Below are 25,259 nucleotides of genomic sequence, written 5' to 3' on the forward strand. Positions count from 1 at the left end.
CCGGCCCGCGGATTCTCCCCGGCAGGAAGAACATGCACGGCCAGGCGGACGCGCCAAGGGTCCGCGAGCTACGAAAAAACAACCGGGGGATCTGAGCTGGGGGGGGGGGCCGGCCACCCCGCCCCCACCTCACACGCCTTGAGCGGCCTTGCGTTTCCGGCCGCGGGTCTTCTTCACCGGCGGGTGCTTCTCGGCCGCCGCCGGCTGGACGACGGGCTGCGGCTGCGGTTCGACCTCGATCTCGGCTGCCGGCTCGGGCTCGGGTGCGTACTCGGGCTCCGGCTCGACGCCGAGTAGCGACAGCGCGACCGGGACGTCGTCCACCCGGCTGCGCACCTCGTAGTACGACGGGACGATCGTCTCGACCAGGGGAGCGTCGGGCCGGTTGCGCACCAGGCCCTGGAACAGCCCCCACATCGCGCCGACCAGGACGCCGTACACGAACCCCCACAGCAGCACGGCGAACCCGCTCATCGTCGTCTCCGCGACCAGCGTCACGAAGACGCCGCTCAGGACGCCGAGGAGCGCACCCGCGCCGGCACTGGCGAACGTCCGCCGGACGACCGGCACGGCCGCGGGTCTGCGCGACAGGCGGAGCTCGGCGCCGACCACCTCCAGGCTGCCCGCTTCCATCCCGTAACTTCGCAGATAGGCCACCGTCTGCTGAGCATCCTCGAAGGTGCTCTCGGCAGCGACCACACTGCTGGGGACAACGGACACCTGGTTGGACAGCATCACCACTCCTGTCGAAAAAGCTTGTGGGTAAGGGTTTCCTTCCACTAGTACCAGACGGCCGAAATCCCGAAACGGTTGACTGCTCAGATGTCAGTCAGGCAACAACTTTCCTTCAGCTGATCGTCACCCGCAGGATCCGGTCGTCGCCGTCCCGGGCGTCCCCGCGCCCGTCGGTGTTCGACGTCGTCACCCACAACGACCCGTCCGGCGCGGCCTCGACCGTCCGCAACCGCCCGTACTCCCCGGCGAAGAACGCCTTCGGCTCACCGACCCGCTTCCCACCCGCGACCGGCACCGCCCACAACCGCTCACCCCGCAACGACGCCATGAAAATGTGGCCCCGGGCAAACGTCACCCCACTCGGCGACGCCTCGCTGGTCTTCCACTGCGCGATCGGATCCGTCATCCCGTCCAGCCCCTCGGCCCCCTCCGCCGCCGGCCACCCGTAGTTCGCGCCCACCGTGATCGCGTTCAACTCGTCCCACGTGTTCTGCCCGAACTCAGCGGCGTACAACTGCCCGCCCTCGAACGCCAGCCCCTGCACGTTCCGGTGCCCCTTCGAGATCCACAACCGCCCACCCGGATTCCCCGGCGCCGCCTTCCCCTCCGTCGTCACCCGCAAGATCTTCCCGCCCAGCGACCCGTCCTCCTGCGACAACGGCCGATCCCCGCCATCGCCCGTCCCCGCATACAAGAACCCGTCCGCCCCGAACCGCAACCGCCCCCCGTTATGAACCGCCGCCTGCGGAATCCCCTCCACAATCACCCGCTGCTCCGCCAACCGCCCCCCGGCATACCTGATCCGCGCGATCCGGTTGTCGCTGGACGTCGAGTAGTACGCATACAAGTACTCACCCTTCGCATCCACCGCCACCCCCAACAACCCGCCCTCCGCCGACCGATCAACCCCCTCAACCACCCCAACCTCAGTCACTACCCCACCCGCGACCCGCTTCACCTTCCCGGAGTCGCGCTCACTCACCAACGCACTCCCATCCGGCAAAAACGCAACCCCCCAAGGCACCTCCAACCCCGTAGCCACCACCGACTCCACCCGCAACCCCACCGCCCCCGCCGTCCCACTCCCCGAAGCCGTAGCCGAACCCGAAGCCGTCGGCCCGCTCACCCCACCCACCCCCGACCCGCCGTCCGCCCCCGAACACCCAGCCACCAAAACCACCGCAGCCACCGCCGCCACAACCCGCACAGACCCTCCTCCATCGCCGTCCCCCCAACCTAGCCACCACCCCACACCAGTTGCACCAATTGACATTGAGCCCCCGCTCGCCCCGCTTTACGCTCAACCCACGCACGCCGCCCACTCACGCAAGGACCACACATGCGCACCCGCCTGCTCGTCGCCTCGACTCTGATCGCCCTCTTCGTCCCGACGATGGCGCACGCCGCCCCCGCCCCGATCGCGGACGCAAATCTCCGTACGGTGAACCCGGCAACCAAGTGCGTCCGCGGCCCGCAGCGCCCCGTGACCAACCAGGTCACGCCGCGTCTCGAAGCCTTCGTCCCCGCTCGCGACGAATGGGACGCTCGGTCCGTGAAGGTCGAGTACCGCGTGAAGAACCTTGCGGACGGATCAGAGGTCTTCGCCACCGAGAGCTTCACCAAGACCGTCGGCTCCTGGTTCCAGAGCCAGACGAACCCGACCCTCGCCGATGCCAACACCTACTCCTGGCAGGCCCGTGTCGTGGAGGAGGCCACAGGTGAGGCGTCGCCGTGGTCGAAGGGCTGCGAGCTGACCCTCGACACCGTCCGGCCCAGCGCTCCGACGCTCACCGCCTCACCCGGCCCGTACAAGGTCGGCCAGCGGATCACCCTCACCTTCGCCGCCAACGGCGCCACGGACCTGGCCCGCTACGCCTTCACCATCGACACCTCCGAGCCCACTGTCGACGTCCCGCTCTGCCCCGGCAAAGCCACTGCCACCCTCACCGCTTCCGGCCCGACCCGCATCCTCGCCTGGTCCTACGACAAAGCCGGCAACCGCAGCCTCACCCCCACCGAACTCCAGATCTCAGTAGCGTCCTGATCCGCAATCCCGGGGAGGCCGAACGGTCAGCTTGCCCAGGTGGGGCGGAGCGGGAAGTGGGCGGTGGAGGTTTGGTCTAGTTTTACGGCTAGGAGTTGGTGTAGTTGGGTGGTGTTGCGGTTGAAGGAGACTCGGCCGGCGGCTAGGTAGAGGGCCCAGATCTTGGCGGTGGCGGGGCCTACTTCGGTGACTGCTTTGTCCCAGTTGGTTTGTAGGTTTTGGGACCAGTGGGTGAGGGTCAGGGCGTAGTGCTCGCGGAGGTTTTCGGTGTGGCGGACTTCGAAGCCGGCGTTCTCGGCTTGGGTGACGAGGTGGCCGGAGCCGGTGAGTTCGCCGTCGGGGAAGATGTAGCGGTCGATGAAGGGGCCGGTGGAGCGGGGGCGGTTGTCGGGGCGGGTGATCCAGTGGTTGAGGAGGCGGCCGCCGGGGCGGAGGTGGTCGAGGTGAAAGGCGAAGTAGGCGGGGTAGCTGCGGACGCCGATGTGTTCGGTCATGCCCATGGAGCTGATGGCGTCGAAGTCGCGTTCGGGGACGTCGCGGTAGTCGAGGTGGCGGACTTCGCAGAGATGGTCCAGGTTCTCGCGTTTGATGGCCTCGGCGGCCCATTCGGCCTGCTCCCCGGCGAGGGTGACGCCCAGGGCCTGGACGCCGTACTCGCGGGCCGCGTGGCGGAGCATGCCGCCCCAGCCGCAGCCGATGTCGAGTAGGCGCATGCCGGGTTTGAGGTCGAGTTTGCGGGCGATCAGGTCGTATTTCTCGTACTGCGCTTGTTCCAGCGTCGTGTCCGGGGTGGGGAAGACGGCGCAGGTGTAGGTCATCGAGGGGCCGAGGATGTAGGCGTAGAACTGGTTCGAGACGTCGTAGTGGTGGTGGATGGCGGTGTGGTCGCGGCCGCGGGAGTGCAGCAGGCCTTCGAAGGCGCGGCGCCAGCGGGGGAGGGCCTCTTGGGGTGGCGGGGGCGGGGGCTTGAGGTGGCTCCAGCCGAGGCCGCGGACGATGCGGAGCGCTTCGGCCGGGGTGGGGCGTTCGAAGTGCAGCTCGGTGAGGAGGATCCGCATCAGCTCGTACGGGTTGCCGGGGTGGACGCCGGTGATCTCGAGATCGCCCATGACGTAGGCGCGGACCAGGCCCAGGTCGCCCGGTGCGGTGAGGATGTAGGACAGGCCGCGCTCGTTCGCCAGGTGCAGCCGGATCTCGGCGTCGGCCGGGCCGGCGACGCTGCCGTCGTACGCCGTGAAGCGGAACGGGAGGCCGTCGGGGGCGACGGTGGTCAGGGCGTCCGCGATCGATACCCGGGTTGCAAGCGTCGTCATCGACGTGTCACCGCCTTCTCGTAGCGCCCGGTGTGCCGGGCTCGAAGGTCATAGCGTTACGTGACCTCGGCGTGTGCGGAAACGTTTCAAAGTCGGTCGAAGGGCTGGTGGCCGGAACTGTCCGGGCGGCAGAGTAGGTTTTGGGGCATGCGTGAAGTGAAGGCGTGGTTGCCGTGGGCGGAGCCGGAGCGGGTGCTCGGCGGGCTGCCGGTCGGGGCCGGTGTGGTGCCGGCTGACGGGAGCGCGGGGCTCGACGAGGTCGAGTTCTTCGTCCCGCCGTACATGGTCGGAATGGACCTCCCTGCGGCGTTCGCGGCGCTGCCCGCGCTCAAAGTGGTCCAGTTGCAGACGGCCGGGTTCGAGAGTGTGTTGCCGCTCGTCCCCGAGGGCGTGACGCTGTGTAACGCGCGCGGGGTGCACGACGCGTCGACGGCGGAGCTGGCGGTCGGGCTGATCCTCGCGTCGTACCGGCGGCTCCCGCGGGCCGTGCGGAACCAGGAGCTCGGCGTCTGGCCGACGGATTACGTCGAGATGGACGAGTCGCTCGCGGACCGGACGGTCCTGATCGTCGGCTACGGCTCGATCGGGGAGGCGCTGGAGCGGCGGCTGGCCGGCTTCGAGTGTGAGGTGCTGCGGGTCGCGCGCCGCCCGCGCGACGGCGTCCATCCGATCGGCGACCTGCCCGACCTGCTGCCGCGCGCGGACGTCGTCGTCCTGCTGACGCCGGCCACCGACGAGACCCGCGGGATGGTCGACGCGAAGTTCCTCGCCCAGCTGAAGGACGGCGCCCTGCTGGTGAACATCGCCCGCGGCGTGATCGTCGACACCGACGCGCTGGTCGCCGAGCTGGCCACCGGCCGGATCGCCGCGGCGCTCGACGTGACCGATCCCGAGCCGTTGCCCACTGGTCATCCGCTGTGGTCTGCTCCGAATGTGCTGATCAACCCGCATCGCGGCGGCGCCTCGACGGCTTTCGAGCCGCGGGTGGCCCGGCTGGTGCGCGCGCAGCTGGAGCGGTTCCAGAGCGGCGAAGCACTCATCAATGTGGTGGCGGGGCCACCGCGCTAGGAGGAGGACGACGATGTCCGAGGCCGTACTGCTGATCGGGACGAAGAACGGGCTCTGGATCGGCCGCAGCGACGCTGCGCGCCGGGAGTGGAGCCTGAGCGGGCCCGCGTTCGAGATGCAGGGCGTGTACGCCGTGGGCATCGACACGCGCGGCGCGCAGCCGCGGCTCTTCGTCGGTGGCACAAGTGAGCACTGGGGGCCGGCCGTCTTCCATTCCGACGACCTCGGGCAGACGTGGGCCGAGCCGCCGGAGGGTTCGATCGGCTTCCCGGCCGGCACGGATGCCTCGCTGGAGCGGGTCTGGCAGATCCAGCCCGGCGCCGAGCCCGGCGTGGTGTACGCCGGCAGCCAGCCCTCCGCCTTGTGGAAGTCGACCGACAGCGGCGTGACCTTCGAGCTCGTCCGCGGCCTGTGGGACCACCCGCATCGCGAGCAGTGGGGCGCGGGGTACGGCGGTCAGGCCGTGCACACCGTGCTGCCGCATCCGACCGACCCCGCGCGGCTGAGCGTCGCGATGTCGACCGGCGGCGTCTACCAGACGACCGACGGCGGCGCGTCCTGGTCGCCGGCGAATCACGGCATCAAGGCGTACTTCCTGCCCGACCCGGATCCGGAGTTCGGCCAGTGCGTGCACAAGCTGGCCGCGCATCCCGCCGTCCCCGAGCGGATGTTCGCGCAGAACCATCACGGCGTCTACCGCTCCGACGACGGCGGCGCGATCTGGAAGTCCATCGCGGACGGCCTTCCCTCGGACTTCGGCTTCCCGATCGCCGTCCACCCGCACGAGCCCGACACCGTCTACGTCTTCCCATTGATTGCCGACGGCAACCGGATGCCGCCCGGCTCCAGCTGTCGCGTCTACCGCTCCCGGGACGCCGGCGCGACCTGGGAGCCGTTGGCGCAGGGGCTCCCCGACGTCTCGTACGTCCCCGTCCTGCGCGACGCGCTCACGACCGACACCGCCGAGTCCGCGGGCGTCTACGTCGGCACGCGGGACGGCTGCGTCTACGCCAGCGCGGACGCCGGTGACACCTGGGTCGAGGTCGCGCGTCACCTGCCCGACGTGCTCACCCTCCGCGCTGCGGTGATCTGACATGACCTACCCGGTTGCGGAGGTGGGCGGATGATTGTCGTTCGGTTGCCGCCGGTGTTACGGCCGTTTGCGGGTGGAGCCGAGCAGGTCGAGGTCGATCCGGGCGCCGACTGCACGGTCGGTGCGGCGTTGGCGGCGCTCGAGGCGCCGCTGCGTCGGCGACTGACCGATGACCAGGGCGCCATCCGGCGGCATGTGAACATCTACCTCGGTCAGGACAACATCCGCGACCTGGCCGGCCCTGACACCCCGCTGCCCGACAACGCGCAGCTCCTCGTCCTCCCGAGCGTCGCCGGCGGCTGAAGGCGGTAGCCTCCGGTGCCGTGAACGGCGAAATCATCGTGGTGACCGGTCCGCCCGGTGCCGGTAAGACAACTGTCGCGGGCCTGCTCGCCGCCGAAGCGGACCGGCCGTCCGTGCACCTGACGACCGACCAGTTCTTCGGCGCGATCCGGACGGGTTTCATCCCGCCGTACCTGCCCGAGTCCCAGCACCAGAACGAGGTCGTCGTCCAGGCGTACGTGGCGGCCGCGGCGACGTACGCCCGCGGCGGATACGACGTGGTCGTCGACGGAGTGATCGGCCCGTGGTTCCTCGAGCCGTTCCGTGCCGTGGCGCGCCGCGACGGGCTGACGGTCTCGTACGTCGTCCTCCGCCCGACCCTTGCGGCGACGCTGGCCCGCGCCCAGGCCCGGGGCCCCGAAGCCCTCCGCGACGAAGACCCGATCACCGCCCTCCACCAGAGCTTCGCCGACCTGGGCCCGCTCGAATCGCACGTTCTCGATCCCACGGCTCAGACTCCGGCCGCCACGGCCGCCGCCGTCCGCACGGCCGTCACTGCCGGAACGCACCACCTCCGCTAGGGCAGCACGAAGGACAGGAGGTACCGGCGCCTGCCGGGCTGTCCCGCGCTGCAGATACGGCGTTGGTGGTCAGTACCTCCTGTTGTTCGGGTCGGGGTTTACGACGGGGGCGGGTGATGGGTGCCGCTGCGGTCGGTCCAGCCGGTGGAGTCGGATTCGGCGCCGACTTCGGAGACGGCCCAGACGAGGTTGCGGACGCCGGGGCGGGTGACGACGTTCTGGTCGAGCATGGACTGGTGGTAGTGCCGGGCGGACGCTTCGTCGGCGTAGACCTGGATCATGTGGCCGTCGCGGGTCCAGGTGCCGTGGACGAAGCCGGGCAGGGCGATCTTGCTCGAGGCCATCAGGGTCAGCTGGTCGCGCAGGCCCTCGATGAGCTCGGGGTCGATCTCCCAGACGCCGATGACTGCCCACATGAGCGCAGTATCGCGCCGGCCGGTCAGCGCAGGAAGGGCGTGGTGGGCTGTTGCAACAACATGCAAACCTGGTCCGGTGGGCCATTGAAACTCTTACGATCCGGAAATGGGGATCTTCTCGTGGAGGCGGGCGCCGGGGGTTGATGTGGCCGGGGTACGGCTGGATCAGGCCTGGGTGGACGCGGAGCTGGATGCGGCGTGGGCGGCGGCGCGGCGTGGGGACCTGACGCCGGGGCTGGGGTTGTTGCGGGTGACGCCGGCGAATACGAACCTGCGGTCGATTCGGGCGACGGGGCTGGCGAAGGCGGCGGTCGGGCGGAGCGAGCAGCTGGAGTTGCGGCTGGAGGCTTACCCGAGTGATCCGGATCTGTTGTTGTGGCTCGGGCAGACGCTGGTGTTCGAGGCCTGGGGTGTGCGGACGGCGGCGCCCGTGGCGGAGGTGTCGGAGCAGCGGCTGGTGATGTTCCAGGGGATTCTGCGGACGGCGGCCGACGTGTTGCAGCGGGCGATCGTGGCGAATGCGGACGACGCGGTGCCGTGGGAGGTGCTGCAGTGGGCGGCGCTCGGGCTGGGAGCCTCGCTGCCGGACAAGGCGGAGATCTTCCACGCGGCGCTCGTCCGGAATCCGGCCAGTTACGCGGCGCACACCGGGCGGGTGCAGGTGCTCGCGCCGAAGTGGTCGGGGCTGGAGCTGACCGATCTGGTCGAGTTCGGGCAGGCGGTGCTCGGGCGGGCCCGGCCGGGGAGTGTCCTGTGCACGATCGCGGCGCACGCGTTCAACGAGTTGTGGCTCGAGGTCGCCACCGATCAAGAGTCGCCGCGGGTGCAGCGGATGAAGCGCTACGTCCAGGAGGTCACCGGCCGGCGCGAGGAACTGCTCGCCGTCCGGGACAAGTGGTGGGTCGCGGACCGGACGCCGGACCCGGCGGACATCTCCGCGCACGGCGCGCTCGCGTTCGCGCTCAAGTGGGCGACCGCGAAGGACGAGGCGCTGGAGCACGCCGTCCTCACCACTGGCCGGATCGAGAGCGTCCCCTGGGGGTACGTCGGCGGCGCCACCGGCTTCGCCGAAACCGTCAGCCGGCACATGAGCTAGCCCCGAGTCGCCCGCACCACCATCAACCGCGCGTCCTCGGTGAAAGTCTCGCCGCTCCAGTTCCGATCCGCCCGCACGTCGAACCCGGCGTCGACGAGAGCGGCCCGGACGACGGCGTACGGGCGGAAGCAGAGCGTGTTCCGGAACACCCGGTCCTCCCCGCTGGGGAACACGTTGTGGGCATCGAAAACAACCACCGCCGTGTCCTCCAAGGGCGAGAACTCCAAGGACGGCCCCGAGCCGGGGGCCGTCGGCCCCGAGCTGACGTGGGCCGAGGCGGAAGCCGGCGAGGCGGGAGCGGGGGCCGGGATCACACGTGGGGGGTGGGCCGACGGCGTCGGAGCTGGCGCGGACGGGGGTTGGGTGGGGGCCGGGGGTACGTGTGGGGCGTGGGGCGACGTGGGCTGGGTGAGGGGTCGTGAGGCGTGGGTTGGGGCCGAGATGAGGTCCAGCCACTCCACCAGATGGCCGAACGGCGTCTCGCGTTCGCTGTACGTCGACTCGCGGGTCCAGTGGATCCAGGCTTGTGAGGCTGGGGTGCGGGATTCGAAGGCGAAGACTCCGCCGGGCCGGAGGGCGGCTGCGATGGCGGCGAAGACCGGGGGCAAATCCGCGAGATGCATCAGAACGTTGCCGGTGGCCACTACCAGGTCGGCGTCGCCGGTGGCCGGCAGCGCTGTGTGGTCGCCGTGGAGCCAGGTGATGGACGACGGGGTGCGGCGGGCGTAGTCGAGCATGGTGCGGCTGGGGTCGATGCCGGTGACGGAGCGGCCGGGGCGGGCGAGCGTGTGGGTGAGCAGGCCCGTGCCGCAGCCGAGGTCGATGATCTTGCGCGCGCCCAGCGAGTCCGCGAGGGCGCGGTAGTAGGCGTGGTCGTCGCCGTCAGCGTTGTCGAGGTCGTACAACTCGACCAGGTCTTCGTCACCATAAGGGTCCACGAGCGTCACGGTAAGCATCGCCTTACCCGAGGGCAACGTGATTACAGTGAGCCCATGGTCGACGTGAAGCCCCGCAGCCGGACGGTCACCGACGGACTCGAAGCCACCGCCAGCCGCGGGATGCTCCGAGCGGTGGGGATGGGGGACGACGACTGGGCGAAGCCGCAGGTCGGCGTCGCGTCCAGCTGGAACGAGATCACCCCCTGCAACCTGTCGCTGGACCGGCTCGCGAAGGCGGTCAAGGAAGGCGTGCACGCGGCCGGGGGATACCCGCTCGAGTTCGGCACGATCAGCGTCTCCGACGGCATCTCGATGGGCCATGTCGGGATGCACTACTCGCTCGTCAGCCGCGAGATCATCGCCGACTCGGTCGAGACCGTGATGGAGGCCGAGCGGCTCGACGGCTCGGTCCTGCTGGCCGGCTGCGACAAGTCCCTGCCCGGGATGCTGATGGCCGCCGCCCGCCTCGATCTGGCCAGTGTCTTCCTGTACGCCGGCTCCATCATGCCCGGCCGCCTCGGGGACAAGGACGTCACGATCATCGACGCGTTCGAAGCGGTCGGCGCCTGCGTCCGCGGCTTGATCACCCGCGAGGAGGTGGACGCCGTCGAGCGCGCGATCTGCCCCGGCGAAGGCGCCTGCGGCGGTATGTACACGGCCAACACGATGGCGGCGTCCGCTGAGGCGCTCGGGATGTCGCTGCCCGGCTCGGCCGCGCCGCCCGCGGTGGACCGACGTCGCGACGGCTACGCTCGCAAGTCCGGTGAGGCCGTCGTCGGCCTGCTGCAGCGCGGTATCACCGCCCGGCAGATCCTCACCAAGGAGGCCTTCGAGAACGCGATCGCCGTCGTGATGGCGCTCGGCGGCTCGACGAACGCCGTCCTGCACCTGCTCGCGATCGCCCGCGAGGCCGAGGTCGACCTGACGCTCGCCGATTTCAACCGGGTCGGCGACAAGGTCCCGCACCTGGGCGACCTGAAGCCGTTCGGCCGGTACGTGATGACGGACGTCGACCGCGTCGGCGGCATCCCGGTGATCATGCGCGCGCTACTGGACGCCGGTCTGCTGCACGGCGACTGCCTGACCGTCACCGGCAAGACGATGGCCGAGAACCTCGCCGACATCGCCCCGCCGGACGTCGACGGCGCGATCATCCGGGCCCTCGACCAACCGATCCACCCGACCGGCGGCATCACGATCCTGCACGGCACACTCGCCCCCGAGGGCGCGGTCGTGAAGAGCGCCGGCTTCGACTCCGATGTCTTCGAGGGCACCGCGCGGGTCTTCGACGGCGAGCGGGCCGCGATGGACGCCGTCCCGGAGCTGAACCCGGGTGACGTGGTCGTGATCCGCTACGAAGGCCCGAAGGGCGGCCCGGGGATGCGCGAGATGCTCGCGGTCACCGGCGCGATCAAGGGCGCCGGCCTCGGCAAGGACGTCCTGCTGCTCACCGACGGCCGCTTCTCCGGCGGGACGACGGGGCTGTGCGTCGGCCACGTCGCCCCCGAGGCCGTGGACGGCGGCCCGATCGCGTTCGTCCGCGACGGCGACCGGATCACCCTGGATGTGGCGAACCGCACGCTCGAGCTGCATGTCGACCCCGAGGAGCTCACCCGGCGCGCGACCGGCTGGACGCCGAAACAGCCCGCGATCACCAAGGGCGTGCTGGGCAAGTACACGCGACTCGTCCGCTCGGCCTCCGAAGGCGCCGTCTGCATCTAAAGACGGTCATCTCAGCAAATGAGACCCACCAGACCAGAACTTGACCCGGCGACGGGCCGCAGGCCAATAATGCCTACATGCGATCGATTCTTCTCGTACTTGTGCGGCGCGCCGACTGACGCGACCACCGAGTCGAGCGCGCCCCTTCAGCCAACGCTGAGGGGGCCTTTTTATTGAACACGGTTGTTGGACGGGCAAGTACTTTCGTGACATCACTGAGGGAAGGCACTCATGAGTGAGCAGCTGACCGGGGCACAGGCTCTGATCCGCGCACTGGAACATGCCGGAGTGGACACCGTCTTCGGCATCCCGGGCGGCGCGATTCTCCCGGCGTACGACCCGATGCTCGACTCGACCCAGATCCGCCACATCCTGGTACGTCACGAGCAGGGCGCCGGCCACGCCGCCCAGGGGTACGCCGCCGCGTCCGGCAAGGTCGGCGTCTGCATGGCGACCTCGGGCCCGGGCGCGACCAACCTGGTGACGCCGATCGCGGACGCCTACATGGACTCGGTGCCGCTGGTCGCGATCACCGGTCAGGTGGCCAGTGCCGCGATCGGGACGGACGCCTTCCAGGAGGCCGACATCCGCGGCATCACGATGCCGATCACCAAGCACAACTTCCTGGTCAACGACCCGAACGACATCGCCAGCACGATCGCGGAGGCGTTCCACATCGCGAGCACCGGCCGGCCCGGCCCGGTGCTGGTCGACGTCACCAAGGACGCGATGCAGGCCAAGGTCGACTTCCAGTGGCCGACCGAGCTGTCGCTGCCCGGGTACCGCCCGGTCACCCGCCCGCACCCCAAGCAGGTGCGCGAGGCGGCCCGTCTCATCACCGCGGCCGAGAAGCCGGTGCTGTACGTCGGCGGCGGCGTCATCCGCGCGCAGGCGGAGCGGGAGCTCAAGGAGCTCGCCGAGCTGCTCGGCATCCCGGTGGTCACGACGCTGATGGCCCGCGGCGCGCTGCCCGACACCCACGAGCTGCACTTCGGCATGCCGGGGATGCACGGCTCGGTCTCCGCGGTCGGCGCCCTGCAGCGCTCCGACCTGCTGATCACGCTCGGCGCCCGGTTCGACGACCGGGTGACCGGCAAGCTGGACTCGTTCGCCCCCGAGGCGAAGGTCATCCACGCCGATATCGACCCGGCCGAGATCGGCAAGAACCGGGCCGCCGACGTCCCGATCGTGGGTGACTGCAAGGAGGTCATCACCGATCTGATCGCCGCCCTGCGGACCGAGATCGCGAACTCCGGACGGACGCCGTCGTACGAGACCTGGCGGCACCAGCTGGAGGCCGTCCGGGCCAAGTACCCACTCGGTTTCGACGAGCCCGAGGACGGCACGCTGTCCCCGCAGCACGTGATCCAGCGGATCGGCCAGATCGCCGGCCCGGATGCGATCTACACCGCGGGCGTCGGCCAGCACCAGATGTGGTCCGCGCACTTCCTGCCGTTCGAGAAGCCGCGGCACTGGCTGAACTCCGGCGGCCTCGGCACGATGGGCTACTCGGTGCCGGCCGCGATGGGCGCCAAGACCGCGATGCCCGACAAGACCGTGTGGGCGATCGACGGCGACGGCTGCTTCCAGATGACCAACCAGGAGCTGGTCACCTGCGCGCTGGAGGGCATCCCGATCAAGGTTGCCGTGATCAACAACCAGTCGCTGGGCATGGTCCGGCAGTGGCAGACGCTGTTCTACGACAAGCGCTACTCCAACACCGACCTGCACTCGACCCGCATCCCGGACTTCGCCAAGCTCGCCGAGGCGATGGGCTGCGTCGGACTGCGCTGCTCGGACAAGGACTCCGTGGACGCGACGATCGACAAGGCGATGTCGGTCACCGATCAGCCGGTCGTGGTCGACTTCGTCGTGCACCGCGACGCGATGGTCTGGCCGATGGTCGCCGCCGGCGTCAGCAACGACGAGATCCAGATCGCCCGCGACATGGCGCCCAAGTGGGACGGCGAGGAGCTCTAGTGACTGAGCGAAGCGAAGGCACAATCCAGCACAGCGAGCATCGCTCAGCGGCGCCCGGAGCGAAGCGAGGACGACGATGAGCAAGCACACGCTGAGCATTCTGGTCGAGAACAAGCACGGTGTGCTGGCCCGGGTCGCGGCTTTGATCTCGCGCCGCGGGTTCAACATCGACTCGCTCGCGGTCGGCCCGACCGAGCATCCGGAGGTGTCCCGGATGACGATCGCGGTCAGCGTGGACGAGCAGCCGCTGGAGCAGATCACCAAGCAGCTGAACAAGCTGGTGAACGTGATCAAGATCGTCGAACTCGAGCCCACGCAGACCGTGCAGCGCGAGCTGCTGCTGGTCAAGGTGAAGGCCGACACCCTGACCAGGGGGCAGGTGCTGGAGACCGTCCAGCTGTTCCGTGCGAAGGTGGTGGACGTGGCACCGGACGCGATCACGATCGAGGCGACCGGTAATCCCGAGAAACTCGAGGCCATGCTCCGGGTGCTGGAACCCTTCGGCGTCCGCGAGCTGGTGCAGTCCGGCATGGTGGCGATCGGACGGGGCAGCCGCTCCATCTCCGACCGCACGCTACGGCCGGTCCCGGTGCCGCCGCCGCACGTCCAGTCGGGGACCCCGACAGTGCAGGCGCAGCCCCCAGCAGAACGTCACCACCCGGTGCCGGCGCCGCCGCCGGGCCGTACCGCGGCCAGATAACCAGCCCGCGTGGCTGAGCGCCGTACCCATCTATAGAGGAGAAAGCTCCAAGTGGCAGCAGAAATGTTCTACGACGACAACGCCGACCTGTCGGTGATCCAGGGCAAGAGCGTGGCCGTCCTCGGCTACGGTTCCCAGGGCCACGCCCACGCCCTGTCGCTGCGCGACTCCGGCGTCGACGTCCGCGTCGGTCTGCTCGAGGGCTCGAAGAGCCGGGCCAAGGCGGAGGCCGAGGGCCTGCGGGTCGTCACCCCGGCCGAGGCCGTCGAGGAGGCCAACGTCATCGTCGTCCTCGCGCCGGACCCGGCCCAGCGCAAGCTGTACGCCGAGGCGATCGAGCCGAACCTGGCCGACGGCGACGCGCTCGTCTTCGGGCACGGCTTCAACATCCGGTTCGGCTACATCAAGCCCCCGGCCGGCGTCGACGTGTTCATGGTCGCCCCGAAGGGCCCGGGGCACCTGGTCCGCCGTGAGTACACCGAGGGCCGCGGCGTCCCGGTGCTGGTCGCGGTCGAGCAGGACGCCTCCGGCAAGGCCTGGGACCTGGCGCTGTCCTACGCCAAGGGCATCGGCGGCCTGCGGGCCGGCGGGATCAAGACCACCTTCACCGAGGAGACCGAGACCGACCTGTTCGGTGAGCAGGCCGTCCTCTGCGGTGGCGTGTCGGCGCTGGTCCAGGCCGGCTTCGAGACGCTGACCGAGGCGGGCTACCAGCCCGAGGTCGCGTACTTCGAGTGCCTGCACGAGCTGAAGCTGATCGTCGACCTGATGTACGAGGGCGGCATCGCCAAGCAGCGCTGGTCGGTCTCCGACACCGCCGAGTACGGCGACTACGTCTCCGGCCCGCGGGTCATCGACGCGTCGGTCAAGGCCCGGATGAAGGACGTGCTGAACGACATCGTCGACGGCACCTTCGCCAACCGCTTCATCGCCGACCAGGACGCCGGCGCGCCGGAGTTCGCCGAGTTCCGCAAGGCGAGCGAGTCGCACCCGATCGAGGCCACCGGCAAGGAGCTGCGCGCGCTGATGGCGTGGGTCAAGTCGCACGACGAGGACTACGTCGAGGGCACTGCCGCTCGCTGATCGAGCCGCACGGACAAGGCCCGGACCATTCAGGTGGATGGACCGGGCCTTTGCCGTGTCCTGGAAAGCCGCTGCTGGGCCCGTTCGACCTGGCAGAATCGGGACGCAGCGTGGTTCGTTCAGCGAGGAGGGTCATTCGGTGGTGCACGACGGCAGGCCGGCGCCGCCGCGACCGCCCCGGCGGGTTCCCGCGGGTGCGCCTCCGCTGACGCAACTGCAGCCGAGCCGGCCGCGCACTCCGGTGCCGCAGCGTGGGCCCTGGCTCTTCGGTCGCTTTCTGGCCGGTTTCGTCGTCCTGCTGCTCGTTGTCGCCGGTGGCGCGGCCACTGGTTGGTTCGTCCGGCAGGACCGGCTGTCGATCGATACTGCCGAGGCGCTGGCCGCAGCGAAGCCGAGCGTCGTTCGAGTGCTCGCGACGACCTGCAGCGGTACCGGCGAAGGCACCGGCAGCTTCGTCGGTGACGGCCTGGTCCTGACCGCCGGGATCGCCGTCCAGGAGTCGAAAGGCGTTGCGGTCATCACCTCGGACGGCCTGGTCCGGCGCGCCAACGTGCTGCGTGCGGGCAACGGCATCGCGCTGCTGCAGGTAATTGGCGCGCCGAGTGCGCGAACGTTGCCCCTGGCCACCGGTACGCCGGATCCGCAGGCGGCGCGGGCGCTGATCGGTTACACGCAGTCCGGTGAGCTGACTGTCCAGACCGTCGACTCGGTACGCCGTCCGCGCCCGCTGGGTGAGGTGATGAACCTCGGCAAGCTCGGCGGCCCGGTGGTCAGTCGCTCGGGCGAGCTGGTCGGCATGGTCGTCGGTGAGAACGTCGCTGCCGCCCGTATCGTCCCGGCCGCGGAGCTGAAGGGCTACGTCGCCCAGACGGACGGCGTCGCCGACCTCGGCGGCCGCTGCGACGAGTCCCGCGGCCCGGCGAGCGCGGTCACGCCGAAGCTGCAGGTCGCGCCCACGCAGCTCGCGACCCAGGCGCAGAAGACGCTGGCCAACTACCTGACGCTGCAGAACCGGCACGACTTCCAGGCCGTCCGCGCGGTCTACTCGCCGCGGCTGGCGAAGGCGCTCACCGTCGAGCAGGACCGGCGCAGCCACCAGACGACGTACTTCTTCAACCCGGTGCTGACCGAGATCACCCAGAACACCGACAACAGCGTGAACGTGCGGATGTCGTTCCTCGCGCTGTTCGCCTCGACGGCCCACCAGTCCGGCGGCCAGACCTGCAACCGGCTCGATACCAGGTACAAACTGGTGTGGTCCGGCCGGACGCTCCTGATCGACCAGTCCCGACCCATGACCGACCCGCGTCCGTGCGAATCGACCTGAGGTACGATGAGTTTCAGCGGGCACAGCGCGGTGCTCTGATCCTTACGAGCCCCTACCGCTTTCGCAGGAGATTTCTCCCATGACTGATGTGACTCGTCCCGTCGTCCTGATCGCCGAAGAGCTGAGCCCGGCCACCGTCGAGGCCCTCGGACCCGATTTCGAGATCCGCAACACCAACGGCGCCGACCGCGCCCAGCTGCTCGCGGCGATCGCCGATGTCGACGCGATCCTGATCCGCAGCGCGACCAAGGTGGACGCCGAGGCGCTGGCCGCGGCGAAGAAGCTCAAGGTCGTCGCCCGCGCCGGGGTCGGCCTGGACAACGTCGACGTGAAGGCCGCCACCCAGGCCGGCGTGATGGTCGTGAACGCGCCGACCTCCAACATCGTCAGCGCCGCCGAGCTGGCCGTCGCGCTGCTGCTGGCCGCGGCCCGCCGCGTCCCGGCCGCCGACCAGTCGCTGAAGAACGGCGAGTGGAAGCGCAGCAAGTACTCCGGCGTCGAGCTGTTCGAGAAGACCGTCGGCATCGTCGGCCTGGGCAAGATCGGCGTCCTGGTCGCGCAGCGGCTGGCCGCCTTCGGCATGAACGTGATCGCCTACGACCCGTACGTCCAGGCCGGCCGCGCCGCGCAGATGGGCGTCCGGCTCGCCTCGCTCGACGAGTTGCTCGCGGCGTCCGACTTCATCTCGGTGCACCTGCCGAAGACCCCGGAGACGATCGGCCTGATCGGCGACGAGCAGCTGCACAAGGTCAAGCCCGAGGTGATCATCGTGAACGCCGCCCGCGGCGGGATCGTCGACGAGACCGCGCTGTACTCGGCGCTCAAGGAGGGTCGCGTCGCGGCCGCCGGGCTCGACGTCTTCGCCAAGGAGCCGTGCACCGACTCCCCGCTGTTCGAGTTCGAGAACGTCGTCGCCACCCCGCACCTGGGCGCGTCCACCGACGAGGCGCAGGAGAAGGCCGGCATCGCGGTCGCGAAGTCGGTCCGGCTGGCGCTGTCGGGTGAGCTCGTGCCGGACGCCGTCAACGTCCAGGGCGGCGTGATCGCCGAGGACGTCCGGCCGGGGATCGCGCTGACCGAGAAGCTCGGCCGGATCTTCACCGCGCTGGCCGGCGGCGTCGCCCAGCAGCTGGACGTCGAGGTCCGCGGCGAGATCACCCAGTACGACGTCAAGGTGCTCGAGCTGGCCGCGCTCAAGGGCGTCTTCGCCGACGTCGTCGAGGACAACGTCTCCTACGTCAACGCCCCGCTGCTGGCCGCCGAGCGCGGCCTCGAGGTCCGGCTCATCACCGACCACGAGAGCCCCGAGCACCGCAACCTGATCACCCTGCGCGGCACGCTCGCGGACGGCGTCCAGGTCTCGGTCAGCGGCACCCTGGTCGGCGTCCGGCAGTCCGAGCGCCTGGTCGAGGTCGACGGTTTCGACGTCGAGGTCGAGCTCGCCGCCCACCTCGCCTTCTTCACCTACGAGGACCGCCCGGGCATCGTCGGCCAGATCGGCCGCATCCTCGGCGACGCCGACGTCAACATCGCCGGCATGCAGGTCAGCCGCGACCGCAAGGGCGGCAAGGCCCTCGTCGCCCTCTCGGTCGACTCCGCCGTCGCCCCCGCCCTCCTCGACGACATCGCCTCCGTCGTCCAGGCCGACACCGCCCGCACTGTGGACCTTGACGCCTGACTAGACCCGATCGCTGTTTAACTAACAGGTAGCCAGCCACCCGCAGGCGCATGGTGGCTGGTCAGGGCCCGGACCCAAGTGTCCGGGCCCGACCCATGTCTAGCGGCGGGTGGCGAGGAGGACGGCGGCGTCGGGGGCGACCATGACCTCGACGGTGGTGAAGCGGGGGTCCATGAGCCATTCCTGGCGGAGGGTGTCGACGCGGCCTTCGTACATGGGGGGCCAGACGGCGGAGGGGGTGAAGTCGTCGAGGACGACGAAGCCGCCGGGTTCGACGACGTCGGCGATGACGTCGCGGGCGGAGAGTTTGGCCTCGCGGGCGTCGACGAACAGGAGCTGGAAGGGGCCGCGCTCGATGAGCGCCGTCCAGTCGGCGGAGACGACCTCGATCCGCTCGTCGTCGGCGAAGAGCTCGGCGACGACCTGGGCGAGCTGGGGGTCGCTCTCGGCGGTGACGATCTTGGTGCCCTCGTTGGCGCCGCTGCGCAACCAGGCCGAGCCGACGCCGCAGCCGGTGCCGAGCTCGCCGAGCAGGCCGGTCTTGGACGCGGCCAGGCTGGCCAGCAGGCGGCCCGTCTCGTTCCGGGTGGAGCTGACGAATCCCCGGCGTCCGGAGAGGCTGAGGGCCGCGGAAACCAGCGGCGGCAGTTCTGGAGGAGCGCTCACCGGTTGAGAGTTGCACAGCCGCGGTCCAGTACCAGCACTGGTATCTCACATATTGGGACCTGATGCCCGCATGGTGGCGAAATAGTCGCATGCCAGAGTAAATTCGGGCTCATCCTGCCGCCCATGTCCAACCGGGGAGAGTGCAGCATGTACGACATGTATCCAGCCAATTGGCCCGCGATCGACGGCCGCGAGCGGAAGGCGGCGCGCCGCCGTAAGCCGTCCCGGCCGGCCAGTGCCGAGGTCAAGGCTGTCCAAGAGGCCATGAACCGCCGCGACAACGGGGGAGAACCCAAGAAGTGAGCGACAAGAAGAACTTCACGCTGGCCGTCGTTCCCGGGGACGGGATCGGTCCGGAGGTCACCACCGAGGCGCTCAAGGTCCTCGACGCGGTGGCCGCCCAGCACGGCGTGACGTTCGAGCGGACCGAGTACGACCTCGGCGCCAAGCGCTGGCACGCCACCGGCGAGACCCTGCCGGACGCCGAGCTCGAGGAGATTCGCAAACACGACGCGATCCTGCTCGGCGCCGTCGGCGACCCGACCGTCCCGTCCGGCGTCCTCGAGCGCGGTCTGCTGCTCAAGCTCCGCTTCACCCTCGACCACTACGTCAACCTGCGGCCGTCGAAGATCTACCCGTCGGTCGGCTCGCCGCTGGCGAACCCGGGTGAGGTCGACTTCGTCGTCGTCCGCGAGGGCACCGAGGGCCCGTACGTCGGCAACGGCGGCGCCCTGCGGGTCGGGACGCCGGCCGAGATCGCGACCGAGGTGTCGGTGAACACGGCGTACGGCGTGGAGCGCGTCGTCCGGGACGCGTTCGCGCGGGCCCAGGCGCGGCCGCGCAAGAAGCTCACGCTCGTCCACAAGAACAACGTGCTCGTGCACGCCGGTCACCTCTGGACGCGGACGGTGGAGAAGGTCAAGGCCGACTTCCCCGAGATCGCCGTCGACTACCTGCACGTGGACGCCGCCACGATCTTCCTGGTCACCGACCCGGCGCGGTTCGACGTGATCGTCACCGACAACCTGTTCGGCGACATCATCACCGACCTCGCCGCGGCGATCTCGGGCGGGATCGGGCTGGCCGCCAGCGGCAACATCAACCCGGACCGGACGGCCCCGAGCATGTTCGAGCCGGTACACGGCTCCGCGCCGGACATCGCGGGCCAGCAGAAGGCCGACCCGACCGCCGCGATCCTGTCCGCCGCCCTGCTGCTGGAGCACCTCGGCCTGCCGGCCGCGGCCCGCGCCATCGAGGACGCCGTCACCGCGGATATCGAGGAGCGCACCGGCAGCGTCCGGACGACGGCCGAGATCGGCGACGCGATCGCCAAGCGCGCGGCCGGCTGAGCAGCCTCGCATGACCAGTCATTCAAGAGGTACGGTGCGGTCATGAGCGCCTTTGAGTTCTCCGTCGAGCCGAACACCCGACCGGCCAGCGACGACCAGCGCGCCCAGACCCTGGCGAACCCGGGGTTCGGGCAGAACTTCTCCGACCACATGGCGATCGCCACGTGGACCAAGGACGAGGGCTGGCACGACGCGCGGATCACCGCCTACGGGCCGCTGGAGCTGTCTCCGGCGACCGCGGTGTTCCACTACGCCCAGACCATCTTCGAGGGGATGAAGGCCTACCGGCACCCCGACGACTCGATCCACCTGTTCCGCCCCGAGGCCAACGCGGCCCGGTTCGCCAAGTCGGCCCGCCGGCTCGCGCTGCCGGAGCTGCCCGAGGCGGCGTTCCTGGAGTCGGTCCACCGGCTCGTCGAGCTGGACCAGGCCTGGGTGCCGAGCGGCGGCGAGACGTCGCTCTACCTGCGCCCGTTCATGTTCGGCTCGGACCCGTTCCTCGGCGTCCGCCCGTCGGCCCAGGTGACGTACTGCGTGATCGCGTCACCCGCCGGGTCGTACTTCAGCGGCGGCGTGAAGCCGGTCCGGATCTGGCTGAGCGAGGAGTACACCCGCGCTGCCCCCGGCGGCACGGGCGCGGCCAAGACCGGCGGCAACTACGCCGCCTCGCTGCTGGCCCAGGCCGAGGCGATCGAGCAGGGCTGCGACCAGGTCGCGTTCCTGGACGCGATCGAGAAGCAGTGGGTCGAAGAGCTCGGCGGGATGAACCTGTACTTCGTCCTCGACGACAACTCCGTCGTCACGCCGGAGCTGTCCGGCACCATCCTCGAGGGCGTCACCCGGGACTCCATCCTCAAACTCGTCACCGACCTCGGCCACCCGGTGACCGAGCGCAAGGTGTCGGTCGACGAGTGGCGCGAGGGTGCGGCGTCCGGCAAGATCCGCGAGGTCTTCGCCTGCGGGACGGCCGCCGTCATCACGCCGGTCGCCTCCCTGAAGTGGAAGGACGGCGAGGTCCAGGTGGCCGACGGCACCAGCGGCCCGGTGACGACCGCCGTCCGCGGCGCCCTGCTGGACGTCCAGTACGGCCGCGCCGCCGACCCGCACAACTGGATGACCCGCGTTTCCTGAGTCCGTCGCGAAGCCTCCCCGGTGTCTGCCGGGGAGGCTTCTGCTTTCACAGGTTCCTCTCAGTCGGTCCCGATAGGGTCGGTTGCCATGAGCAGCCGGCCGAACGACGTCCAGACGTTCTACGCGGATCTGATCCGGGAGCTGGATCGAGGGACGGCGCCGCGGACGTACGGCGCGCTGGCCGCCGACGACGGGACGGACTGGCTGTACGAGGCCGTCTGGCACGAGCGCGAGTGGGTCGTCGTCCGGCAGCTCGGCGTCCGGGAGGACGGCGAGATCACCCGCTACTGGTGGCAGCGGGTCGAGGACGACGAGGGCATGCTCACCGACCGGGCCTTCGATCGCGACGCGTGGGGCGTCCGCGAGCTGACCCGGGAGGACTTCTACGCCGCCTGGGACGAGTCGGCTGAACTCTGGGCTACTCCGCAGTACTGAACCGAGTACCGGATGTTCGTGATGCGAGACGCTACCGCCATCTCGTGGACTTTGTGTGGCAGACTTCGAAACAACATGTTCAACCACCGGGTGATTATTCCCTAGGCGCGCTCAGCCTGCAGTACCTGAGCGCGCAGACCTCTCGCACCATGCGGGAGGTTTTTTGTTTGCCCGATACGGACTCGCCAGCCCCACCGGAAGGCCTCGATCATGAGCATCTCGGACGACTTCCACGTCTACGACACGACCCTGCGCGACGGCGCGCAGCAGGAGGGTCTGGCGCTGTCCGTGGCCGACAAGATCGCCATCGCGCAGCACTTGGACGACTTGGGCGTCGGGTTCATCGAGGGCGGCTGGCCGGGCGCCGTCCCGAAGGACACCGAGTTCTTCGAGCGGGCGCGGACGGAACTGCACCTGCGGAACGCGACCTTCGCGGCCTTCGGCGCGACCTGTAAGCCGGGTGCGACCGCGGCCGACGACCCACAGGTCGCCGCGCTGCGCGACTCCGGCGCCGCGGTCGTGACATTGGTTGCCAAGAGCCACGATGCGCATGTCGAGCGCGCCCTGCGGACGACCCTGGACGAGAACCTGCGGATGGTCGCCGACACGATCCGGCACCTGCGCGAGCACGGCCAGCGGGTCTTCCTCGACACCGAGCACTTCTTCGACGGCTACCGCGCCAACCGGGCCTACGCGCTGGAGGTCGTCCGGGTCTCGGCCGAGGCCGGCGCGGACGTCGTCGCCCTCTGCGACACCAACGGCGGGACGCTGCCGCGCGAGCTTCAGGACGTCGTCCGCGACGTCCTGGAGAGCACCGGCGCGCGGCTCGGGATCCACGCCCACAACGACGGCGGCTGCGCCGTGGCGAACTCGATCGCCGCGGTCGAGGCCGGCGTGACGCACGTCCAGGGCACGATCAACGGGTACGGCGAGCGTACCGGTAACGCCGATCTGCTCGCGGTCGTGGCCAACCTGGAGCTCAAGCGCGAGATGGAGCTGCTGCCGGCGGGCAAACTCGCCGACGCGTTCCGGATCGCGCACGCGATCGCCGAAGTGACGAACGTGCCGCCTTCGAACAGGGCGCCGTACGTCGGTCTGTCCGCCTTCGCCCACAAGGCGGGGCTGCACGCCAGCGCGATCAAGGTCGACCCGGATCTCTACCAGCACACGGATCCGGCCCGGGTCGGCAACGACATGCGGATGCTCGTCTCGGAGATGGCCGGCCGGGCGAGTATCGAGCTCAAGGGCCGCGAGCTCGGCTTCGAGCTCGGCGACGACCGGGACGTCGTCGGCCGGGTCACCGAGCGGGTCAAGGAGATGGAGTCCCGCGGTTACACCTTCGAGGCCGCCGACGCGTCGTTCTCACTGCTGCTCACCGAGGAGGTGAGCGGTGCGCGGACGTCGTACTTCGACGTCGAGTCCTGGCGGGTGATCACCGAGTCCCGCGCGGACGGCGAGGCGGTTTCGGAGGCGACCGTGAAACTGGTCGCCGCGGGGGAGCGGGAGGTCGTCACCGGTGAGGGCAACGGCCCGGTCAACGCCCTCGACCACGCGCTGCGGTCCGCGATCGAGCGCGCCTACCCGGCGGTGAACAAGTTCGAGCTGGTCGACTACAAGGTCCGCATCCTCGACCAGGGCCACGGGACGGACGCCGTGATCAGAGTCCTGATCGAGACCGCTGACGGCGAAGGCTCCTGGGTCACGGTCGGCGTCGGCCACAACATCGTCGAAGCTTCTTGGGAGGCCCTCGTGGACGGTTTCACCTTCGGTCTGCTGCGTCACCAGGAGGTGGCCCGATGACCGCCGTCCTGGATGCGCCCGCCACGGTCACGCAGGCCGCCGCCACCGTCTTCACCGCCGAGATCGTCGAGGTCGAGGGGATGCTCGCGCGGATCGCCGTCATGCTGAACCCGTACGACGTCCGTCAGCTCGCCCTCTGTCTGGAGACCCGCACCCTGCGCATCGTTGTCGCGGGCAACGGCTTCGACGCCGGCCGGGTCGCCGCCCGGCTGGAGAAGGTGATCGGCGTCCTCGACGTCACGATCGACTGACGGCCCGCCAGCAACCGTCGGCGACCTCGTCGAGCTGATCCTGGGTCAGCTCGAGGCCGCCGGCGGCCAGGCGGATCGCCGGGCTGAGCGCAAGCTCGTACAGGACGTCGACCGGCAGCGGCCGCAGCCGCTCAGCGAGATCGGGCTGGGCAACCTGCGCCAGCAGCGGGTCGCCGGTGTTACGCATCGCGGCGTCGTGCGCAGGCCCGCGGTACGGCGAATGCTCCACCTGCAAGAGGAACTGTGCATGGGTCGGATTCGCCCGCAGATACTCGTAGCACGCCAGCCAAAGCGCGCGGAACCGCTCATCCGGCGGTAGCGCCGGATCCAGACCGGCCGTCGCAGCGTCGCCGAGCGCAGCCTTGGTCTCGCAGTACGCGGCCAGCACCACCTCGTCCTTTGAGGCGTAGTAGGTGTACGCCGTACCGGTCGCCACCCCGGCCTCCCGCGCGACGGCGCTCATCGACGCGCCGTGAAATCCGTTGCCCGCGACAACAGTCCGCAGACCGGCGCGGACGGCGGCGGCTCGATCGGCCATCAGACGGCGGTCAGGTCGAGGGCGACACCGGTCTCGCGCTCGGACACGGCCCAGAGCTTCGCGATGGCTCGGTCCATCCCGAGCCGGCGCAGCACCGGCTTCCGGACCGGCGCGCCGTTGTTGACGAACAGCGGGCCGTAGAACTCGCCGCCCTTGGCCGCCGGATCGGTTGCCGCGCGCAACTGGGGGAGTGCGCCGCCTTCGGCGGACATACCGGTCAGCCGGGTCGCGGCGTGCGCGAGCCGCTGCGTGAACCCGCCGCCCGAACCCTCGACACTGACCGTCTGCAGGTCGGTGTCGGACAGCCCCGGATGCGCAATCAGGCTCGCCGTCAGCGCGCCCGTCCGCGCCAGCTCACGCTGTAACCCGAGCCCGAAGTGGAAGTTCGCGAGCTTCGCCTGGCCGTACGCGCGCCAGGCGCCGTAGCGGCCGTCGAGATGCGGGTTGTCCACGTCGACGGCGCGGCCCATGTGGTGGGCCGTACTCGTCACGGTGACCACGCGGGAGCCCGGCGTCCGCAGCAAGGCCGGGAGCAACAGCGCGGTCAGGCTCCAGTGGCCCAAGTGGTCGACGCCGAACTGCATCTCGAAACCGTCGACCGTCCGCGCCTCGGAGATCGCCATCACGCCCGCATTGTTGACCAGCAGATCGATGCGGCCGTGCGCGTCGAGGATCTGGGCGGCCGCCGTCCGCACGGACTCCTGCGCCGACAGATCGAGCGCGACCAGCTCCAGCGACGCACTGGGCACGGTGGCCCGGATCTCGTCGACCGCGGCAGCGGCCTTCTGCTGGTTGCGCACCGCCATCACCACATGCGCGCCCTTCGCCGCCAGCTCCCGCGCGGTCACCAGCCCCAACCCGCCGTTCGCGCCCGTCACCACCGCCGTCCGCCCGCGCTGGTCCGGAATGCTGCTCGTGCTCCAGCTCATCGCACACCTCGAATCGCTCGCCGAATGAACGTTCATTCAATCTAGCACAGGTGGCCGGACAGCAGAACGGGGCCGGACGGCGGGCACCGTCCGACCCCTCACCC

At 69.9% G+C, this 25,259-nt stretch carries 26 protein-coding genes; 18 read left to right on the forward strand and 8 right to left on the reverse strand.

The window, feature by feature from the left end; translation table 11 throughout:
- Nucleotides 1-129: 129 nt before the first annotated feature.
- Nucleotides 130-735: a hypothetical protein gene (locus ACZ6ZD_RS34565; protein ID WP_465678572.1), complete on the reverse strand. Its 606-nt coding sequence runs from the start codon at nt 733-735 to the stop codon at nt 130-132.
- A gap of 112 nt (nt 736-847) precedes the next feature.
- A complete protein-coding gene (locus tag ACZ6ZD_RS34570) occupies nt 848-2,008 on the reverse strand; it encodes a PQQ-dependent sugar dehydrogenase (RefSeq protein ID WP_465678574.1) in 1,161 nt (386 codons plus the stop codon).
- Between the two features lie 66 nt (nt 2,009-2,074).
- Between ACZ6ZD_RS34570 and ACZ6ZD_RS34575 the strand changes: the two genes are divergently transcribed.
- Nucleotides 2,075-2,779 carry a hypothetical protein gene (locus ACZ6ZD_RS34575; protein ID WP_465678576.1) on the forward strand — a complete coding sequence of 235 codons (705 nt, stop codon included), beginning with the start codon at nt 2,075-2,077 and terminating at the stop codon, nt 2,777-2,779.
- A 26-nt stretch (nt 2,780-2,805) separates the two neighbouring features.
- Here the strand turns inward: ACZ6ZD_RS34575 and ACZ6ZD_RS34580 are convergent, their stop codons facing one another.
- A complete protein-coding gene (locus ACZ6ZD_RS34580; RefSeq protein WP_465678578.1) occupies nt 2,806-4,092 on the reverse strand; it encodes a class I SAM-dependent methyltransferase in 1,287 nt (428 codons plus the stop codon).
- A gap of 147 nt (nt 4,093-4,239) precedes the next feature.
- Here ACZ6ZD_RS34580 and ACZ6ZD_RS34585 point away from each other — a divergent pair, with 147 nt between their 5' ends.
- The 4 genes from ACZ6ZD_RS34585 to ACZ6ZD_RS34600 are packed head-to-tail and all read left to right on the forward strand — an operon-like array spanning nt 4,240 to nt 7,116.
- Nucleotides 4,240-5,160, forward strand: coding sequence for a 2-hydroxyacid dehydrogenase (locus tag ACZ6ZD_RS34585; RefSeq protein WP_465678580.1), 921 nt, complete (start codon nt 4,240-4,242; stop codon nt 5,158-5,160).
- 13 nt (nt 5,161-5,173) lie between these two features.
- Nucleotides 5,174-6,253: a WD40/YVTN/BNR-like repeat-containing protein gene (locus tag ACZ6ZD_RS34590; RefSeq protein WP_465678582.1), complete on the forward strand. Its 1,080-nt coding sequence runs from the start codon at nt 5,174-5,176 to the stop codon at nt 6,251-6,253.
- 30 nt (nt 6,254-6,283) lie between these two features.
- Nucleotides 6,284-6,556: a MoaD/ThiS family protein gene (locus tag ACZ6ZD_RS34595; RefSeq protein ID WP_465678583.1), complete on the forward strand. Its 273-nt coding sequence runs from the start codon at nt 6,284-6,286 to the stop codon at nt 6,554-6,556.
- Nucleotides 6,557-6,576: 20 nt separating this feature from the next.
- Nucleotides 6,577-7,116 (forward strand): AAA family ATPase, encoded by a 540-nt coding sequence (locus ACZ6ZD_RS34600; protein ID WP_465678585.1) that lies wholly within the window; start codon nt 6,577-6,579, stop codon nt 7,114-7,116.
- A 98-nt stretch (nt 7,117-7,214) separates the two neighbouring features.
- On the opposite strand, the gene ACZ6ZD_RS34605 is transcribed toward ACZ6ZD_RS34600, so the two are convergent.
- Entirely contained in the window at nt 7,215-7,532 is a 318-nt protein-coding gene (locus tag ACZ6ZD_RS34605; RefSeq protein ID WP_465678587.1) for a hypothetical protein, read from the reverse strand.
- A 106-nt stretch (nt 7,533-7,638) separates the two neighbouring features.
- Here ACZ6ZD_RS34605 and ACZ6ZD_RS34610 point away from each other — a divergent pair, with 106 nt between their 5' ends.
- Nucleotides 7,639-8,628 (forward strand): hypothetical protein, encoded by a 990-nt coding sequence (locus ACZ6ZD_RS34610; RefSeq protein ID WP_465678589.1) that lies wholly within the window; start codon nt 7,639-7,641, stop codon nt 8,626-8,628.
- On the opposite strand, the gene ACZ6ZD_RS34615 is transcribed toward ACZ6ZD_RS34610, so the two are convergent.
- The gene (locus ACZ6ZD_RS34615) at nt 8,625-9,566 is read right to left on the reverse strand and encodes a class I SAM-dependent DNA methyltransferase (protein WP_465678591.1); all 942 of its coding nucleotides are present in this window, start codon (nt 9,564-9,566) and stop codon (nt 8,625-8,627) included. The genes ACZ6ZD_RS34610 and ACZ6ZD_RS34615 overlap by 4 nt on opposite strands.
- Before the next feature lie 54 nt (nt 9,567-9,620).
- On the opposite strand from ACZ6ZD_RS34615, the gene ilvD reads away from it, so the two are divergent.
- From ilvD to serA, 6 genes are all read left to right on the forward strand, one after another.
- Nucleotides 9,621-11,288 (forward strand): dihydroxy-acid dehydratase, encoded by a 1,668-nt coding sequence (gene ilvD / locus ACZ6ZD_RS34620; RefSeq protein WP_465678593.1) that lies wholly within the window; start codon nt 9,621-9,623, stop codon nt 11,286-11,288.
- 231 nt (nt 11,289-11,519) lie between these two features.
- On the forward strand, nt 11,520-13,268 hold the full coding sequence (locus ACZ6ZD_RS34625; protein ID WP_465678595.1) for an acetolactate synthase large subunit: 1,749 nt from the start codon (nt 11,520-11,522) through the stop codon (nt 13,266-13,268).
- Between the two features lie 76 nt (nt 13,269-13,344).
- Nucleotides 13,345-13,968: an acetolactate synthase small subunit gene (ilvN, locus tag ACZ6ZD_RS34630; protein WP_465678597.1), complete on the forward strand. Its 624-nt coding sequence runs from the start codon at nt 13,345-13,347 to the stop codon at nt 13,966-13,968.
- A gap of 63 nt (nt 13,969-14,031) precedes the next feature.
- Nucleotides 14,032-15,051: a ketol-acid reductoisomerase gene (gene ilvC / locus ACZ6ZD_RS34635; protein WP_171677326.1), complete on the forward strand. Its 1,020-nt coding sequence runs from the start codon at nt 14,032-14,034 to the stop codon at nt 15,049-15,051.
- Between the two features lie 142 nt (nt 15,052-15,193).
- Complete coding sequence (locus tag ACZ6ZD_RS34640) at nt 15,194-16,378, forward strand: S1 family peptidase (RefSeq protein ID WP_465678598.1); 1,185 nt, start codon at nt 15,194-15,196, stop codon at nt 16,376-16,378.
- A 79-nt stretch (nt 16,379-16,457) separates the two neighbouring features.
- On the forward strand, nt 16,458-18,056 hold the full coding sequence (gene serA / locus ACZ6ZD_RS34645; RefSeq protein WP_465678599.1) for a phosphoglycerate dehydrogenase: 1,599 nt from the start codon (nt 16,458-16,460) through the stop codon (nt 18,054-18,056).
- A gap of 99 nt (nt 18,057-18,155) precedes the next feature.
- Here serA and ACZ6ZD_RS34650 read toward each other — a convergent pair whose 3' ends face one another.
- Nucleotides 18,156-18,722, reverse strand: a complete 567-nt coding sequence (locus tag ACZ6ZD_RS34650) for an O-methyltransferase (RefSeq protein WP_465678600.1) — start codon at nt 18,720-18,722, stop codon at nt 18,156-18,158.
- Nucleotides 18,723-18,845: 123 nt separating this feature from the next.
- On the opposite strand from ACZ6ZD_RS34650, the gene ACZ6ZD_RS34655 reads away from it, so the two are divergent.
- From ACZ6ZD_RS34655 to ACZ6ZD_RS34680, 6 genes are all read left to right on the forward strand, one after another.
- A complete protein-coding gene (locus tag ACZ6ZD_RS34655) occupies nt 18,846-19,025 on the forward strand; it encodes a hypothetical protein (RefSeq protein ID WP_465678602.1) in 180 nt (59 codons plus the stop codon).
- A complete protein-coding gene (locus ACZ6ZD_RS34660; protein WP_465678604.1) occupies nt 19,022-20,071 on the forward strand; it encodes a 3-isopropylmalate dehydrogenase in 1,050 nt (349 codons plus the stop codon). Before ACZ6ZD_RS34655 ends, ACZ6ZD_RS34660 begins: the two co-directional genes overlap by 4 nt.
- A 42-nt stretch (nt 20,072-20,113) precedes the next feature.
- On the forward strand, nt 20,114-21,202 hold the full coding sequence (locus ACZ6ZD_RS34665) for a branched-chain amino acid aminotransferase (RefSeq protein ID WP_465678606.1): 1,089 nt from the start codon (nt 20,114-20,116) through the stop codon (nt 21,200-21,202).
- A gap of 87 nt (nt 21,203-21,289) precedes the next feature.
- On the forward strand, nt 21,290-21,637 hold the full coding sequence (locus tag ACZ6ZD_RS34670; protein ID WP_465678608.1) for a hypothetical protein: 348 nt from the start codon (nt 21,290-21,292) through the stop codon (nt 21,635-21,637).
- Nucleotides 21,638-21,847: 210 nt separating this feature from the next.
- Nucleotides 21,848-23,437 (forward strand): citramalate synthase, encoded by a 1,590-nt coding sequence (gene cimA, locus ACZ6ZD_RS34675; protein WP_465678610.1) that lies wholly within the window; start codon nt 21,848-21,850, stop codon nt 23,435-23,437.
- The gene (locus ACZ6ZD_RS34680) at nt 23,434-23,688 is read left to right on the forward strand and encodes a hypothetical protein (protein WP_465678612.1); all 255 of its coding nucleotides are present in this window, start codon (nt 23,434-23,436) and stop codon (nt 23,686-23,688) included. Before cimA ends, ACZ6ZD_RS34680 begins: the two co-directional genes overlap by 4 nt.
- On the opposite strand, the gene ACZ6ZD_RS34685 is transcribed toward ACZ6ZD_RS34680, so the two are convergent.
- Entirely contained in the window at nt 23,675-24,226 is a 552-nt protein-coding gene (locus tag ACZ6ZD_RS34685) for a TetR/AcrR family transcriptional regulator (protein WP_465678614.1), read from the reverse strand. The genes ACZ6ZD_RS34680 and ACZ6ZD_RS34685 overlap by 14 nt on opposite strands.
- Entirely contained in the window at nt 24,226-25,155 is a 930-nt protein-coding gene (locus ACZ6ZD_RS34690; RefSeq protein WP_465678616.1) for an oxidoreductase, read from the reverse strand. Before ACZ6ZD_RS34690 ends, ACZ6ZD_RS34685 begins: the two co-directional genes overlap by 1 nt.
- Between the last annotated feature and the right edge of the window lie 104 nt (nt 25,156-25,259).

The organism is Kribbella sp. NPDC104218 (assembly GCF_055584105.1).

Coding starts and splice junctions, on each gene's coding strand:
- ACZ6ZD_RS34595 (WP_465678583.1), top strand. CDS start 6,284: ATGATTGTCGTTCGGTTGCCGCCGGTGTTACGGCCGTTTGCGGGTGGA.
- ACZ6ZD_RS34680 (WP_465678612.1), top strand. CDS start 23,434: ATGACCGCCGTCCTGGATGCGCCCGCCACGGTCACGCAGGCCGCCGCC.
- ACZ6ZD_RS34625 (WP_465678595.1), top strand. CDS start 11,520: ATGAGTGAGCAGCTGACCGGGGCACAGGCTCTGATCCGCGCACTGGAA.
- ACZ6ZD_RS34575 (WP_465678576.1), top strand. CDS start 2,075: ATGCGCACCCGCCTGCTCGTCGCCTCGACTCTGATCGCCCTCTTCGTC.
- ACZ6ZD_RS34565 (WP_465678572.1), bottom strand. CDS start 735: ATGCTGTCCAACCAGGTGTCCGTTGTCCCCAGCAGTGTGGTCGCTGCC.
- ACZ6ZD_RS34610 (WP_465678589.1), top strand. CDS start 7,639: ATGGGGATCTTCTCGTGGAGGCGGGCGCCGGGGGTTGATGTGGCCGGG.
- cimA (WP_465678610.1), top strand. CDS start 21,848: ATGAGCATCTCGGACGACTTCCACGTCTACGACACGACCCTGCGCGAC.
- ilvD (WP_465678593.1), top strand. CDS start 9,621: ATGGTCGACGTGAAGCCCCGCAGCCGGACGGTCACCGACGGACTCGAA.
- serA (WP_465678599.1), top strand. CDS start 16,458: ATGACTGATGTGACTCGTCCCGTCGTCCTGATCGCCGAAGAGCTGAGC.
- ACZ6ZD_RS34655 (WP_465678602.1), top strand. CDS start 18,846: ATGTCCAACCGGGGAGAGTGCAGCATGTACGACATGTATCCAGCCAAT.
- ACZ6ZD_RS34585 (WP_465678580.1), top strand. CDS start 4,240: ATGCGTGAAGTGAAGGCGTGGTTGCCGTGGGCGGAGCCGGAGCGGGTG.
- ACZ6ZD_RS34580 (WP_465678578.1), bottom strand. CDS start 4,092: ATGACGACGCTTGCAACCCGGGTATCGATCGCGGACGCCCTGACCACC.
- ACZ6ZD_RS34665 (WP_465678606.1), top strand. CDS start 20,114: ATGAGCGCCTTTGAGTTCTCCGTCGAGCCGAACACCCGACCGGCCAGC.
- ACZ6ZD_RS34690 (WP_465678616.1), bottom strand. CDS start 25,155: ATGAGCTGGAGCACGAGCAGCATTCCGGACCAGCGCGGGCGGACGGCG.
- ACZ6ZD_RS34570 (WP_465678574.1), bottom strand. CDS start 2,008: ATGTCAATTGGTGCAACTGGTGTGGGGTGGTGGCTAGGTTGGGGGGAC.
- ACZ6ZD_RS34590 (WP_465678582.1), top strand. CDS start 5,174: ATGTCCGAGGCCGTACTGCTGATCGGGACGAAGAACGGGCTCTGGATC.
- ACZ6ZD_RS34670 (WP_465678608.1), top strand. CDS start 21,290: ATGAGCAGCCGGCCGAACGACGTCCAGACGTTCTACGCGGATCTGATC.
- ilvC (WP_171677326.1), top strand. CDS start 14,032: ATGTTCTACGACGACAACGCCGACCTGTCGGTGATCCAGGGCAAGAGC.
- ACZ6ZD_RS34605 (WP_465678587.1), bottom strand. CDS start 7,532: ATGTGGGCAGTCATCGGCGTCTGGGAGATCGACCCCGAGCTCATCGAG.
- ACZ6ZD_RS34685 (WP_465678614.1), bottom strand. CDS start 24,226: ATGGCCGATCGAGCCGCCGCCGTCCGCGCCGGTCTGCGGACTGTTGTC.
- ilvN (WP_465678597.1), top strand. CDS start 13,345: ATGAGCAAGCACACGCTGAGCATTCTGGTCGAGAACAAGCACGGTGTG.